Here is a 15571-nt window from a genome sequence, read left to right as displayed (position 1 = left end):
CGAGTCAGGGCGGCTGTCAGAGTGGTCTTACCATGGTCAACGTGACCAATGGTGCCCACGTTTACGTGCGGCTTGTTACGCTCAAACTTTGCTTTAGACACGGTTACACCTCTTCCTGTTTCTTAAGTCCTGGGGATCAACCCTTTTTAATGATCGCTTCGGCAATGTTCGAAGGAGCTTCCATATAGCGGGAGAACTCCATCGCATAAGACGCCCGACCCTGTGTTGCAGAACGCAGGTCGGTGGCGTAACCGAACATCTCCGACAACGGAACTTCAGCACGGATGACCTTGCCCGCAGGGCCTTCATCCATACCCTGCACAAGGCCGCGACGACGGTTCAGGTCGCCAACAACGTCACCCATGTAATCTTCAGGGGTAACAACCTCAACCTTCATGATCGGCTCAAGAAGGGCAGGATTCGCTTCGAGGGCGCCTTTCTTCATCGCCATGGAACCAGCGATTTTGAACGCCATCTCGTTGGAGTCAACGTCGTGGTAGGAACCATCGTACAGCGTCGCCTTGATACCCAGCAGCGGATAGCCGGCCAGACAGCCGTTCTGCATCTGCTCTTCGATACCCTGCTGAACCGCCGGGATGTATTCCTTGGGAACCACACCACCAACGATCTCGTTTACGAAGATGAAGTTTTCAGCATCTTCATCATCCAGAGGCAGCGGCTCCAACTTCACTTTTACGTGACCGTACTGACCGCGACCACCAGACTGACGAACGAACTTACCTTCAACGTCAACCGGCTTGCGGATGCACTCACGGTAAGCAACCTGCGGCTTACCGATATTTGCTTCTACCTTGAACTCGCGACGCATACGGTCAACGATGATATCCAGGTGAAGCTCACCCATACCGGAGATGATGGTCTGGCCGGACTCTTCGTCGGTGCGAACACGGAATGACGGATCTTCCTGGGCCAGCTTACCCAGAGCAACACCCATCTTTTCCTGGTCGGCTTTCGACTTCGGCTCAACCGCAACGGAGATAACCGGCTCCGGGAACTCCATGCGCTCAAGAACAATTCTGTTGTTCTCATCACACAGGGTGTCACCCGTGGTCACGTTCTTCAGGCCGATCGCAGCCGCGATGTCGCCCGCCAGAACTTCTTTGATCTCTTCACGGTCGTTGGCGTGCATCTGAACCATACGGCCCACACGCTCTTTCTTGCCCTTCACGGAGTTGAATACCGCGTTACCGGACTCAAGCTTACCGGAGTAAACCCGGAAGAACGTCAGCGTACCCACGAACGGGTCGGTAGCGATCTTGAACGCCAGAGCGGCGAACGGAGCATCGTCGTCAACCGGACGGGTTTCCTCGGTACCCTCGTCATCCACCTCACCGCGGATGGCTTTAACCTCATCCGGGGCCGGCAGGAATTCGATGACCGCATCCAGCACCGCCTGCACGCCCTTGTTCTTGAACGCAGAACCACAGGTAGCCAGAACGATTTCGTTGGCGATGGTACGAGTACGCAGACCCTGCTTGATTTCTTCGTAGGTCAGCTCTTCGCCTTCGAGGTATTTCTCCATGAACTCTTCGTTGGCTTCAGCGGCGGCTTCGATCATCTGCTCGCGCGCTTTCTCGGCCTCAGCAACCATGGACTCAGGAATATCGCGAAGCTCGTAGGTCATACCCTGATCAGCTTCGTTCCAGTAGATTGCCTTCATGCGAAGCAGATCCACGATACCCTCGAAATCGTCTTCGGCGCCGATCGGCAGCTGGATGGGCACAGTGATAGCACCCAGACGGTTACGAATCTGCTCAACAACGCGCATGAAGTTGGCGCCTGCACGGTCCATTTTGTTGACGAAAACCATGCGGGGAACTTCATACTTGTTGGCTTGGCGCCATACAGTCTCGGACTGCGGCTCAACACCTGAGGAACCACAGAACACAACCACGGCACCATCAAGAACACGCAGGGAACGCTCTACTTCGATGGTGAAGTCAACGTGCCCCGGGGTGTCGATGATGTTGATACGGTGCTCGGGATACTGCTTGTCCATACCCTGCCAGAAGGTTGTAACAGCGGCAGACGTGATGGTGATACCACGCTCCTGCTCCTGCTCCATCCAGTCTGTAGTGGAAGCGCCGTCATGGGTCTCACCCATCTTGTGACTACGACCGGTGTAATAAAGAATACGCTCGGTGGTAGTAGTCTTGCCCGCATCCACGTGCGCACAGATACCAATGTTTCTGTAACGTTTGATAGGAGTCTTGCGTGCCACGATATAAACCTCGGCTTGTTAGAAACGGAAGTGAGAGAATGCCTTGTTGGCTTCTGCCATGCGATGCACGTCTTCGCGCTTCTTCACTGCGGCACCCTTGCTATCGGCCGCATCAAGAATTTCGCCAGCCAGACGCTGCGCCATGCTCTTCTCACCGCGCTTCCGGGAATATTCAACGAGCCAGCGCATCGCCAACGCGTTCTGACGGGAAGGCCGAACTTCTACCGGCACCTGGTAAGTAGCACCACCCACACGACGGGACTTAACCTCAACCATCGGCTGGATGTTCTCCAGGGCCTTCTCGAACATTTCGATCGGCTCTTCTTTAGATTTCTCGGCAACGATATCCAGAGCACCGTAAACAATGCGCTCTGCAACCGACTTCTTACCGCTTTCCATCACATGGTTGATGAACTTGGCAAGACGTGCACTGCCGAATTTAGGATCGGGAATGATTTCCCGCTTTGCTGCAACTCTTCTTCTAGGCATCGATAAGCCCTTATATCTAAAAGGTCTTCAGGAACCCCTGAGATAGCCAAATGCTACTCAGCCTTACTCTTACCGTTCTTACAAGCAACGATAAAAGACACCCGCTCGGGACATCAGGACTTGGGTCGTTTTGCACCGTACTTGGAGCGGCCCTGCTTACGGTTCTGAACACCTTGGGTATCCAAAGTACCGCGAACAGTGTGATAGCGCACACCCGGAAGGTCTTTTACTCGACCGCCACGGATCAGCACAACACTGTGCTCCTGAAGGTTGTGACCTTCACCACCAATGTAAGAGGAAACCTCGAAGCCGTTGGTCAGACGAACACGGCACACTTTACGAAGTGCTGAGTTCGGCTTCTTCGGCGTTGTGGTGTACACACGAGTGCACACACCACGGCGCTGAGGACAAGCCTGGAGAGCAGGAACATCGCTCTTGGCTACCTTGCGCTTACGAGGCTTACGCACCAACTGATTAATCGTTGCCATGTAAGCAAACTCCAAAAAACCATACCAATGAAACTTACCCCCTGTGCAGGGGGTAAAATTTAAGGGACGCAAGTGTAAGCCTGCGCCCCGACTCAGTCAAGATGACTGTTCTCTTTTTAACCACCCTCGGGATAAGTAACTACCCCGAGAATGGCACGCCGGCAATCAACCTTCTCGGTTGAGCTCCGCGCTCAGAGCTTCTTCAACATCTGCCGCGGTCACGCCCTGCTCTTCCAGGTCACGCTTGCGACGACGTTCGCTGTGGTAAGCCAGACCAGTACCCGCCGGAATCAACCGGCCAACCACAACGTTTTCTTTCAGGCCACGCAGGAAGTCACGCTTACCGGTCACCGCACCTTCGGTGAGGACCCGGGTGGTTTCCTGGAACGAAGCCGCAGAAATGAACGATTCGGTGGCCAGCGATGCCTTGGTAATACCAAGCAGCAGACGCTCGAACCTGGCTGGCTCTTTGTCCGCCCGATTCGCCTTTTCGTTCTCTTCCAGCACCTGAGTGATTTCCACCTGGTCGCCAGACAGCAGGGTGGTATCACCCGGATCGGTAATTTCCACCTTGCGCAGCATCTGCCGAACGATAACCTCGATGTGTTTATCGTTGATGACAACGCCCTGCAGGCGGTACACGTCCTGGATTTCGTTGGTGATGTACTTGGCCAGCTCGACCACACCCAGCAGACGCAAGATGTCGTGCGGGTTGGACGGACCGTCGGAAATCACCTCACCCTTCTCAACCGTTTCACCTTCGAAAACGTTGAGCTGGCGATGCTTCGGAATCAGAACCTCGTAGGCATCGTCATCTTTCGGCGTGATGACCAGGCGCTTCTTGCCTTTGGTCTCTTTACCGAAAGACACCACACCACTGATTTCCGCCAGGATGGCAGACTCTTTCGGGCGACGAGCCTCGAACAGGTCGGCAACCCGCGGCAGACCACCGGTGATGTCCCGGGTCTTCGAGCTTTCCTGCGGAATACGGGCAACTACGTCACCCAGCTCGATCTTCGCGCCATTAGCCATGGTCACCAGCGCGTTAGCCGGTAGGAAGAAGATCGCGGTACCACCGCCTGGCAGTTCTACTTCTTCACCCGCATCGTCAATCAGCTGGATAGCCGGACGAATGTCCTTACCAGCAGCAGGACGCTCTTTCGGGTCAATCACTTCCATGGTGGACAGACCGGTCAGCTCGTCAGCCTGGGTACGGACAGTAATGCCCTCTTCCATGTTGACAAACTTGGCCGTGCCTTTCGCTTCGGCGATGATCGGATGCGTGTGCGGATCCCACTTGGCAACTACAACGCCGGCCTCAACCACGTCACCGTTCTTCACAGACAGAACGGCACCGTAGGGCAGCTTGTACCACTCGCGCTCACGACCCTGCTCGTCGGCAATCGCCAGGGCCGAAGAACGGGACACCACAACCAGGGAGCCATCGGTCTTCTCGATGGACTTCAGGTTGTGCAGACGTACCGTGCCGCCGTGCTTGACCTGAATGTTATCCACGGCGGAGGCCCGGCTGGCCGCACCACCAATGTGGAAGGTCCGCATGGTCAGCTGGGTGCCTGGCTCACCGATGGATTGGGCAGCGATAACACCGACGGCCTCACCCACGTTAACACGGTGACCACGGGCAAGATCGCGGCCGTAACACTTGGAGCAGATGCCGTGACGAGTCTCACAGGTAATCGCAGAGCGAACCCAGATCTCATCCACACCGGCGCGCTCGACCATCTCGACGGTTTTCTCGTCCAGCAAAGTGCCGGCCGGAACAACAGCGTTGTCCTTGTCGGTTGGGGTGAATACGTCACGGGCTGTCACACGCCCCAGAACACGATCACCCAGCGGCACAACAACGTCGCCACCTTCAATGTGCGGCGTCATCAGCAGACCTTCATCGGTACCGCAGTCTTCCTCGGTCACCACCAGGTCCTGGGACACGTCAACCAGACGACGGGTCAGGTAACCGGAGTTCGCGGTCTTCAGTGCAGTATCCGCCAGACCTTTACGAGCACCGTGGGTGGAGATGAAGTACTGGAGTACGTTCAGACCTTCACGGAAGTTCGCGGTAATCGGCGTTTCGATGATGGAGCCATCCGGCTTGGCCATCAGACCACGCATACCGGACAACTGACGAATCTGGGCAGCGGAACCCCGCGCACCGGAATCGGCCATCATGTAGACGGAGTTGAAGGATTCCTGCATCAGGTCTTCGCCGTCTTCACCCTTCACAGGCTGGCCGTCAGGACCAATAACCTGCTCTTTGGACAGACGCTCCATCATCGCCTTGGACACTTTATCGTTGGCGCGGGACCAGATATCGATCACCTTGTTGTACTTCTCACCCTGGGTCAGCAGACCGGATGCGTACTGGTTCTCGATGTCTTTTACTTCGTCAGACGCCGCATCAACCAGCTCATACTTCTCCGGCGGAATCTCGAAGTCGTTGAAGCCGATAGAGATACCGGAACGGGTTGCATAGTGGTAACCCATGTACATCAGTTGGTCAGCAAAGATGACCGTATCTTTCAGGCCGGCGTCCCGATAACAGGTGTTGATCAGGTTGGAAATCGCCTTCTTGACCATAGGACGGTTGACGATCTCGAACGGCAAGCCGTCAGGAACGATATCAAACAACAAAGCACGGCCAACGGTGGTATCAACCACACGGTAGGCTTCGGACTTGCTGCCATCTTCGGCGTAGGCCACTTCCTTAACCCGCACCTTGACCTTCGCCTGCAGGTCAACCTTGCCGGCACCATAGGCACGATGGGCTTCTTTGACATCAGCAAACACCATGCCTTCACCCAGGGCAGCGTGGCGCTCGCGGGTCATGTAATACAGACCCAATACCACATCCTGAGACGGTACGATGATCGGCTCACCGTTCGCTGGAGACAGCACGTTGTTGGTGGACATCATCAACGCACGGGCTTCAAGCTGGGCTTCCAGGGTCAGCGGTACGTGTACCGCCATCTGGTCACCGTCGAAGTCGGCGTTGTAAGCCGCACACACCAGCGGGTGCAGCTGGATCGCTTTACCTTCGATCAGAACCGGCTCGAACGCCTGGATGCCCAGACGGTGTAGGGTGGGCGCACGGTTCAGCAGGATCGGGTGCTCGCGGATGACTTCGTCCAGGATATCCCAGACCACGCCTTCCTCGCGCTCGACCATTTTCTTGGCGGCCTTGATGGTGGTCGCCAGGCCACGGTGCTCAAGCTTGGAGAAAATGAACGGCTTGAACAGCTCCAGGGCCATCTTCTTGGGCAGACCGCACTGGTGCAGGCGCAGGTACGGACCCACCACGATCACGGAACGGCCAGAGTAGTCGACTCGCTTACCCAGCAGGTTCTGACGGAAACGACCCTGCTTACCCTTGATCATGTCAGCCAGGGACTTCAGCGGGCGCTTGTTGGTGCCGGTGATGGCCCGACCACGACGACCGTTATCCAGCAGGGCGTCAACCGCTTCCTGCAGCATACGCTTCTCGTTGCGCACGATGATATCCGGAGCGTTCAGCTCCAGCAGGCGCTTGAGACGGTTGTTCCGGTTAATGACCCGACGGTACAGATCGTTCAGGTCGGAAGTGGCAAAACGGCCACCGTCCAGGGGGACCAGCGGGCGCAGATCGGGCGGCAGAACCGGCAGAACGGTCATCACCATGTCGCCCGGCTTGTTACCGGAGTACAGGAACGCCTCAAGAATTTTCAGGCGCTTGCTGAATTTCTTGATCTTGGTCTCGGAGTTGGTCTGGGGGATCTCTTCCCGCAGGGCGTCAACTTCCGCCTGCAGATCGATAGCTTCGAGCAACTCTTTGATGGCCTCGGCACCCATACGGGCGTCGAACTCGTCACCGAATTCTTCCAGGGCCTCATAGTACTGCTCGTCATTCAGCAACTGGCCCTTCTCCAGGGTGGTCATACCCGGATCGATAACGATGAAGGATTCAAAGTACAGAACCCGTTCGATATCGCGCAGGGTCATGTCCAGCATCAGGCCAATACGGGACGGCAATGACTTCAGGAACCAGATGTGAGCGACCGGGCTGGCCAGCTCGATATGGCCCATACGCTCACGGCGCACGCTGGCCAGTGCGACTTCAACACCGCACTTTTCACAGATAACGCCGCGATGCTTCAGACGCTTGTATTTTCCGCACAAGCACTCGTAGTCTTTGATCGGGCCGAAAATCTTGGCACAGAAAAGACCGTCACGCTCCGGCTTGAAGGTACGGTAGTTAATGGTCTCAGGCTTTTTTACTTCGCCAAAAGACCAGGAACGAATCATGTCAGGCGAAGCCAGTCCGATACGGATGGCGTCGAATTCCTTGCTCTGATTCTGGCTCTTGAGAAGATTCAGCAAATCTTTCATCAGTAAAAGCTCCGGATGGCGTTAATCTCGGGCGGGCACACGAGGTGCCCGCTCACGCTGCCAAAAACAATTCGGCTCACTCGGATTCCAGCTCGATGTCGATACCCAACGAGCGGATTTCCTTGACGAGAACGTTGAAGGATTCGGGCATGCCCGGCTCCATACGATGATCACCATCGACAATGTTCTTGTACATCTTGGTCCGACCGTTGACGTCATCAGACTTGACGGTAAGCATTTCCTGCAGGGTATAGGCGGCACCGTATGCCTCCAGAGCCCAGACTTCCATCTCACCGAAACGCTGACCACCGAACTGAGCCTTACCACCCAGCGGCTGCTGGGTCACCAGGCTGTAGGAGCCGGTGGAACGAGCGTGCATCTTGTCATCGATCAAGTGGTTGAGCTTGAGCATGTACATGTAGCCCACAGTCACCGGACGGTCAAATGCATCACCGGTGCGGCCGTCGTACAGCTTGACCTGACCACTGGTATCCATGTCGGCCAGCTCAAGCATACGCTTGACCTCGGCTTCCTTGGCACCGTCAAAGACCGGCGTTGCCATCGGGACACCGTCGCGCAGGTTACCGCACAGCTCCAGGATTTCCTTGTCGCTCAAGCTGTCGAGATCAACCTTGGTCACTTCATCTGAGTGGTTGTAGATCTCATCCAACAGCTTGCGCAGTTCAGCCACTTTACGCTGCTCTTCCAGCATCCGGCTGATCTTTTCACCCAGCCCCTTGGCGGCTGCGCCCAGGTGGGTTTCCAGAACCTGACCAACGTTCATCCGCGAAGGAACACCCAGCGGGTTGAGCACGATATCAACGGTGGTGCCGTTTTCGTCGTAAGGCATATCCTCAATCGGCATTACCGCGGAGATAACACCCTTGTTACCGTGACGACCGGCCATCTTGTCACCCGGCTGGATGCGACGCTTGATGGCCAGGTAAACCTTGACGATTTTCAGCACACCCGGAGCAAGGTCATCGCCCTGCTGCAGCTTGCCTTTCTTGTCGTCGAAGCGGGCTTCGTGCTCTTTCTTGCGATCTTCCAGACCCTGCTCGGATTTCTCCAGAAGTTCGTTCAGAGCTTCGTCTTTCATGCGCAGCTTGAACCAGTCCGGACGCGGCAGATCGGCCAGATAGGCTTCATCAAGCTTGGCGCCCTTCTTCAGACCCGGGCCACTGATCACTTCCTGGCCGTTGAGTGCTGCAGTCAGACGCTCATAGGTAGCGCCTTCGACAATGCGGTACTCGTCTTTCAGATCCTTACGGTACTGATCGAGCTGCTCTTTCTCGATGGACTGAGCGCGGGCATCTTTTTCGATACCGTCACGGGTGAATACCTGAACATCAATAACCGTTCCGCGGGTGCCGGTCGGAACGCGCTGAGAGGTATCTTTAACGTCAGAGGCCTTTTCACCAAAGATCGCACGCAGCAGCTTCTCTTCCGGTGTCAGCTGGGTCTCACCTTTCGGCGTGACCTTACCCACCAGAATGTCGCCCGGGCCAACTTCCGCACCGATGTAGACAATACCGGACTCATCCAGCTTGGACAGCGCGCTTTCACCAACGTTCGGAATATCCGCAGTGATTTCTTCACTACCCAGCTTGGTGTCACGGGCCACACAGGTCAGTTCCTGAATGTGGATCGTGGTCAGCCGGTCTTCCTGAACCACCTTTTCGGAGATCAGGATGGAGTCCTCGAAGTTGTAACCGTTCCAGGGCATGAACGCGATGCGCATGTTCTGGCCCAGCGCCAGCTCACCCAGATCCACAGAGGGACCATCTGCCAGCACGTCGCCGCGGGCAATCACATCGCCCTGACGCACGATGGAGCGCTGGTTGATACAGGTGTTCTGGTTAGAGCGGGTGTACTTGGTGAGGTTGTAGATATCCACACCTGCATCACCGGCCTCGGTTTCTTCGTTGTTTACCCGCACCACAATACGGGCAGCATCCACGCTTTCAATCACACCGCCACGACGGGCGGTTACGCACACGCCGGAATCCTGGGCAACGGTGCGTTCTACACCGGTGCCGACCAGCGGAACCTGTGATTTCAGCGTCGGAACCGCCTGACGCTGCATGTTCGCACCCATCAGGGCCCGGTTAGCATCGTCGTGCTCGAGGAACGGGATCAGAGACGCCGCCACCGATACAACCTGGCGCGGAGATACGTCCATGAAGTTAACCGCTTCCGGCGGAGCGACGGTAAATTCGTTCTGGTGACGCACGGTAACCAGCTCGTCGGTCAGGCGCTTGCCATCATCGGTAGCAGCACTAGCCTGAGCGATCACATAGTTGCTCTCTTCAATCGCAGACAGGTACACCAGCTCATCGGTCACCACGCCGTCGACGACTCTACGGTACGGACTTTCCAGGAAGCCGTAGGAGTTGGCACGGGCATAGGTTGCCAGCGAGTTGATCAGACCGATGTTCGGGCCTTCCGGAGTCTCGATAGGACACACACGGCCGTAATGGGTCGGGTGAACGTCCCGAACCTCAAAGCCGGCACGCTCACGGGTCAGACCGCCCGGACCCAACGCGGAGATACGACGCTTGTGAGTTACCTCAGACAGCGGATTGTTCTGGTCCATAAACTGCGACAGCTGGCTGGAACCAAAGAACTCCTTGACTGCGGCCGCAACAGGCTTGGCGTTGATCAGGTCCTGCGGCATCAGGCCTTCGCTTTCAGCCAGACTCAGACGCTCTCGAACCGCGCGCTCAACCCGTACCAGGCCTACCCGGAACTGGTTTTCAGCCATCTCGCCAACACAGCGAACCCGACGGTTGCCCAGGTTGTCGATATCATCTACCTGGCCCTGGCCATTACGAATGGCAATCAGGGTTTTCAGCACGTCGATGATATCGTCGTGGGTCAGCGTGCCCTCACCGGTGCTCTCGTCACGACCAAGGCGACGGTTGAGCTTCATCCGGCCAACGCCGGACAGGTCGTAGCGCTCCTCAGAGAAGAACAGGTTGTTGAACAGGTTCTCCGCGGATTCCTTGGTGGGCGGCTCGCCCGGGCGCATCATCCGGTAGATTTCAACCAACGCTTCCAACGGAGTTCGGGTCGGGTCGATACGCAGGGTATCAGACATGAACGGACCACAATCCAGATCGTTGGTGTAAAGAGTTTCAATATCCTTAACACCAGCGCCGAGAATCTTGGTGATGACTTCTTCGGTCAGCTCGGTGTTACATTCCACCAGCACTTCGCCGGTAGACTGATCGATCATGTCCTTGGCAAGAACACGGCCATACAGGTATTCAGTGGGAACTTCCAGCTCGGTAATGCCGGCCTTTTCCAACTGCTTGATGTGACGCGCCGTAATACGGCGGCCTTCTTCAGCAATGACGTTGCCTTCCTTGTCTTTGATGTCAAAGGTCGCAATGTCACCACGCAGCCGGCTGGGCACCAACTCAAGCTTGCAGACTTCTTCACCCAGAGCAAACTTACTGGTTTCGAAGAACATGTCGAGCATCTGCTCAGAGGTGTAACCCAGAGCGCGCAGGAGGATCGACGCAGGCAGCTTACGACGACGGTCGATACGAACGAACACGGAGTCCTTCGGATCGAATTCGAAGTCAAGCCAGGAACCACGGTAAGGAATCACTCGGGCCGAATACAACAGCTTGCCGGAGGAGTGAGTCTTGCCTTTGTCGTGATCAAAGAAGACGCCAGGCGAACGGTGCAGCTGGGAAACAATAACACGCTCGGTACCGTTGACCACGAAGGTACCGTTTTCAGTCATCAGGGGCATCTCGCCCATGTAGACTTCTTGCTCTTTGATGTCCTTGATCGCCTTGTTGGACGATTCCTTGTCATAAATGATCAAGCGGACTTTCACCCGCAGCGGCGCGGCGTAAGTAACGCCCCTGAGCTGACATTCCTTGACGTCGAACACTGGCTCGCCGATTCGATAGCTCACATACTCGAGCGCGGCGTTGCCAGAGTAACTGACAATCGGGAATACGGATTTGAACGCTGCGTGAAGACCGGTTTCCCGGCGGTCTTCAGGAGCGGCTTCCATTTGCAGGAAGTCCCGGAACGAATCCAGCTGAATAGACAGCAAATAGGGGACGTCCATCACGGAAGGCAATTTACTAAAATCTTTGCGAATCCGCTTTTTCTCAGTGTAGGAGTAAGTCATCTGCATTCCCCAGCTTTAGACCTGATACCTGGTATCAAGAAGCAATCAAATGTTCTGCTTCGGGGCCGAATTGCTCGGCTTATCGCGCCGTCTTGAACAAGACTCTGGCTGTAGGTTATAGATCTGACATTAACCCGTAAAAGCACACCAGACTCTATAGCATATACAACAGAAAAAGGCCGGTGGCACAGAGCCACCAGCCCATCCATGCTTAACGCACGGTGTCGATCAACAGCCGACTATTACTTGAGCTCAACAGAAGCGCCTGCTTCCTCAAGCTTCTTCTTGGCTTCTTCAGCCTCGTCCTTGCTAGCGCCTTCCTTAACAGTAGAAGGAGCGCCGTCAACCATTTCCTTGGCTTCTTTCAGACCCAGACCAGTCAGCTCACGAACGGCCTTGATGACGTTGACTTTCTTCTCGCCAGCGCCAGTCAGAACTACGTCGAACTCGGTCTGCTCTTCAGCAGCTTCGCCACCAGCGGCAGCAGCAGGTGCAGCGGCAACAGCAGCGGCAGCAGAAACATTGAACTTCTCTTCCATAGCTTCAACGAGCTCAACAACTTCCATTACGCTCATTTCAGCAATTGCATTCAAAATATCGTCTTTAGACAGAGCCATGACTTTCTCCGAAAATGTAAAAAATGGTGTTCAACAGAATCAAGCAGCGTCTTGCTTCTGGTCGCGGACTGCAGCTACAACACGTGTGATCCTGCCCGGAATATCGTTCAGGGTACGTGCAAGCTTGGTAACTGGTGCCTGTGTAACAATAGCCAGCTTGGTCAACGCTTCGTGCAGCGTCGGCAGCGTGGCCAGGCGATCGATCTGTTCTGCGCCCATCAGCTCACCGCCGACAGCCAGACCCTTGATCTCAAACGCCTCTTTCTCTTTGGCAAAATCCTTCAGCAAGCGCGCAGCGGCACCCGGATCTTCCATAGAGAAAGCCAGAATGGTCGGGCCAACCAGCGCCGGATCGATGCACTCAAACTCAGTACCTTTGATAGCAATCTTCGCCAGGTTGTTACGAACAACCTTCAGACGAACATTCTCGGCACGAGCTTTGGCACGAAGGGCAGTCATGTCACCAGAGGTGACACCACGGTAGTCAGCCAAAACCACAGACAGAGCAGCTCCAGCAGTCTCGTTGACTTCAGCGACGATCGCCTTCTTGTCTTCGAGTCTAATTGCCACTGGATTTCTCCTCGATTTCGCCAGCGTTATGCCGGCAAACCCATCATTGTCCTCAACGAGGACGCCTAACGGTGTTTGGGTTCAGAGAGAACGTCTTCACACCGTCTGCGCAGGCGTTGCTTTAACCCTTGCAGCCCTTGTTACCAAGGGCTTCGGGGGCCTGCGGTCTTTGACAGCCTTGGCTTCCGCCCAGACTACAAAGTAACTACCAATCAGAGACTCAGAGTACCCTGATCAATAGTCAGACCAGGACCCATCGTAGAAGAGATGGTGATCTTTTTCAGATACACACCCTTGGACGATGCAGGCTTGGCCTTTTTCAGGTCTGCCACCAGAGCTTCAAGATTTTCCTTGATGTTCTGGGCAGAGAACTCAACGTTACCCAGCGGAGCGTGGATAATGCCGTTTTTGTCAGTACGGTAACGAACCTGACCAGCTTTGGCATTCTTAACCGCTGTCTCAACATCAGCGGTTACGGTGCCAACCTTCGGGTTCGGCATCAGGCCACGGGGACCGAGGATCTGGCCCAGTTGACCAACAACACGCATGGCATCCGGAGTGGCGATAACCACGTCGAAGTCCATGTTGCCTTTTTTGACTTCATCAGCCAGGTCGTCCATGCCTACGATGTCGGCACCGGCCGCGGTCGCTTTCTCGGCATTGGCACCCTGGGTGAACACAGCCACACGCACGGATTTACCGGTACCGTGAGGCAGAACAGTGCTGCTACGCACAACCTGGTCGGATTTACGTGCATCAACACCCAGGTTAACCGCTACGTCTACAGACTCTTTGAACTTCACGTTCTGACCCAGTTCGGCCAGCAGCGCAACCGCTTCGTCTACAGAGTAGGCGCGGGTGGAGTCTACTTTTTCACGAATCAGCTTTTGACGCTTGCTCAGCTTAGCCATCTTACAGACCCTCCACGTTCAGGCCCATGCTGCGGGCAGTACCAGCGATGGTGCGAACGGCTGCTTCCATATCGGCAGCAGTCATGTCCGGCTCTTTGGTCTTGGCGATTTCTTCCAGCTGAGCACGGGTAACCGTACCCACTTTGTCAGTGTTCGGACGACCAGAGCCACTCTTAATGCCAGCGGCCTTCTTCAGCAGGACCGGCGCAGGCGGGGTCTTGGTGATGAATGTGAAGCTGCGATCACTGTAAACGGTGATAACGGTCGGAATTGGCAGACCAGGCTCCATGCCCTGTGTCTTGGCGTTGAACGCCTTACAGAATTCCATGATGTTAACACCACGCTGACCCAGCGCAGGACCAACGGGGGGACTCGGGTTGGCCTGACCGGCAGCAACCTGAAGCTTGATATAGGCTTCAATCTTCTTTGCCATGATAGATCTCCTGTGGGTTCGAACGCCTTTCGGCTCCCCGGTTTTTCACAACTGCTTTAAGCAGACACAAAAAGCCCGCGTCGCCGTAGCGCGCGAGCTTTCAATTTTAAAAGCCGCCATCAGTCTTTTTCGACCTGCCCGAACTCCAGCTCAACCGGAGTAGAACGGCCAAAGATAAGAACGGCAACCTTCACTCGACTCTTCTCGTAGTCGACTTCTTCTACCACACCGTTGAAGTCTGCAAACGGACCTTCAACAACGCGAACAATTTCACCTGGCTCGAACAGCGTCTTGGGCTTGGGCTTGTCTGCACCACTTTCAACCCGACGCAGAATAGCCTCAGCCTCGCGCTCAGTAATCGGAGCCGGCTTGTCTTTGGTGCCGCCGATAAAGCCCAGTACCCGAGGTGTATTCTTGACAAGATGCCACGAGGCATCGTCCATTTCCATCTGGACCAGTACGTAGCCGGGATAAAACTTGCGCTCACTCTTGCGCTTCTTCCCGTCCCGCATTTCGACCACTTCTTCAGTCGGAACCAGGATTTCGCCGAACTTATCTTCCATCTGCTCGAGCGCCACACGCTCTTTAAGAGTGCGCATTACATGCTTCTCAAAGCCAGAATACGCATGAACGACGTACCAGCGCTTAGCCATTGCCCACTCCCGTTAACCGATAAATCCGGCGACCAGCCAACTGATCAGCGAATCCATGCCCCACAAAATAAGCGCCACTACCAGAACAAACACAACCACAATGATGGTGGTCTGAATCAACTCTGGCCTGGTCGGCCAGACGACTTTCCGGATCTCGACACGCGCTTCTTTTAACAGGGCGGCAAAACGCCGCCCCCGCTCGGTTTGCAACGCCACAAACGCAGCAACCAAGCCTAGCGCAACAAGAGCCAGAACCCGATATAGCACGGACTCGGCACTGAAGTACTGATTACCGACAACGCCGACGGCAATCAAAACGAAAACAACCAGCCATTTCACGGTATCGAAACGGCCGGCTGACTGAACGGCTTTTGACTCCATAGGAATCAACTTATGTATCCGGATGTTGAAAAATGGCAGGCCAGGAGGGAATCGAACCCCCAACCTGCGGTTTTGGAGACCGCTGCTCTGCCAATTGAGCTACTGGCCTGCACCGAAACAACTCAGCGCAACAAACAACGAGTAACCCGAAGGTTACTCGATGATCTTGGAGACCACGCCGGCACCAACGGTACGGCCGCCTTCGCGAATCGCGAAGCGCAGACCATCTTCCATGGCGATCGGAGCGATCAGGG

12 protein-coding genes, 1 tRNA gene and 1 pseudogene are annotated in these 15571 nt (G+C 55.5%); all 14 read right to left on the bottom strand.

Features of this window, described 5'->3' with window-relative positions:
* A partial coding sequence (locus J122_RS21375) for a GTP-binding protein (RefSeq protein WP_227510308.1) occupies nucleotides 1–101 on the bottom strand: 101 nt, incomplete at its 3' end.
* 35 nt (nucleotides 102–136) lie between these two features.
* A complete protein-coding gene (gene fusA / locus J122_RS19410; protein WP_061333841.1) occupies nucleotides 137–2242 on the bottom strand; it encodes an elongation factor G in 2106 nt (701 codons plus the stop codon).
* 18 nt (nucleotides 2243–2260) lie between these two features.
* Entirely contained in the window at nucleotides 2261–2731 is a 471-nt protein-coding gene (rpsG, locus tag J122_RS19405; RefSeq protein ID WP_011784243.1) for a 30S ribosomal protein S7, read from the bottom strand.
* Between the two features lie 113 nt (nucleotides 2732–2844).
* On the bottom strand, nucleotides 2845–3219 hold the full coding sequence (rpsL, locus tag J122_RS19400; protein ID WP_012139854.1) for a 30S ribosomal protein S12: 375 nt from the start codon (nucleotides 3217–3219) through the stop codon (nucleotides 2845–2847).
* Between the two features lie 165 nt (nucleotides 3220–3384).
* Complete coding sequence (gene rpoC, locus J122_RS19395) at nucleotides 3385–7599, bottom strand: DNA-directed RNA polymerase subunit beta' (RefSeq protein WP_061333839.1); 4215 nt, start codon at nucleotides 7597–7599, stop codon at nucleotides 3385–3387.
* A gap of 76 nt (nucleotides 7600–7675) precedes the next feature.
* Nucleotides 7676–11752 (bottom strand): DNA-directed RNA polymerase subunit beta, encoded by a 4077-nt coding sequence (rpoB, locus tag J122_RS19390; RefSeq protein ID WP_061333843.1) that lies wholly within the window; start codon nucleotides 11750–11752, stop codon nucleotides 7676–7678.
* Between the two features lie 242 nt (nucleotides 11753–11994).
* Nucleotides 11995–12369 carry a 50S ribosomal protein L7/L12 gene (gene rplL / locus J122_RS19385; protein ID WP_061333837.1) on the bottom strand — a complete coding sequence of 125 codons (375 nt, stop codon included), beginning with the start codon at nucleotides 12367–12369 and terminating at the stop codon, nucleotides 11995–11997.
* Nucleotides 12370–12408: 39 nt separating this feature from the next.
* Nucleotides 12409–12939 (bottom strand): 50S ribosomal protein L10, encoded by a 531-nt coding sequence (gene rplJ / locus J122_RS19380; RefSeq protein ID WP_061333835.1) that lies wholly within the window; start codon nucleotides 12937–12939, stop codon nucleotides 12409–12411.
* 212 nt (nucleotides 12940–13151) lie between these two features.
* A complete protein-coding gene (gene rplA, locus J122_RS19375; RefSeq protein ID WP_058092379.1) occupies nucleotides 13152–13850 on the bottom strand; it encodes a 50S ribosomal protein L1 in 699 nt (232 codons plus the stop codon).
* A gap of 1 nt (nucleotide 13851) precedes the next feature.
* Nucleotides 13852–14283: a 50S ribosomal protein L11 gene (gene rplK / locus J122_RS19370; protein ID WP_058092380.1), complete on the bottom strand. Its 432-nt coding sequence runs from the start codon at nucleotides 14281–14283 to the stop codon at nucleotides 13852–13854.
* 119 nt (nucleotides 14284–14402) lie between these two features.
* On the bottom strand, nucleotides 14403–14936 hold the full coding sequence (nusG, locus tag J122_RS19365) for a transcription termination/antitermination protein NusG (RefSeq protein ID WP_058092381.1): 534 nt from the start codon (nucleotides 14934–14936) through the stop codon (nucleotides 14403–14405).
* Nucleotides 14937–14948: 12 nt separating this feature from the next.
* Nucleotides 14949–15317, bottom strand: coding sequence for a preprotein translocase subunit SecE (gene secE, locus J122_RS19360; protein ID WP_058092383.1), 369 nt, complete (start codon nucleotides 15315–15317; stop codon nucleotides 14949–14951).
* Nucleotides 15318–15350: 33 nt separating this feature from the next.
* A tRNA-Trp gene (locus J122_RS19355) sits at nucleotides 15351–15426 on the bottom strand.
* Between the two features lie 44 nt (nucleotides 15427–15470).
* Nucleotides 15471–15571, bottom strand: a pseudogene (locus tag J122_RS21370) (elongation factor Tu); the annotation flags it as partial.

This window comes from Marinobacter excellens LAMA 842, assembly GCF_001574445.1.
GTDB classification, from domain to species: Bacteria; Pseudomonadota; Gammaproteobacteria; order Pseudomonadales; family Oleiphilaceae; genus Marinobacter; species Marinobacter shengliensis.
The sequence above is the reverse complement of the archived record's forward strand: the minus strand, read 5'-3'. Positions and strand labels throughout refer to the sequence as shown.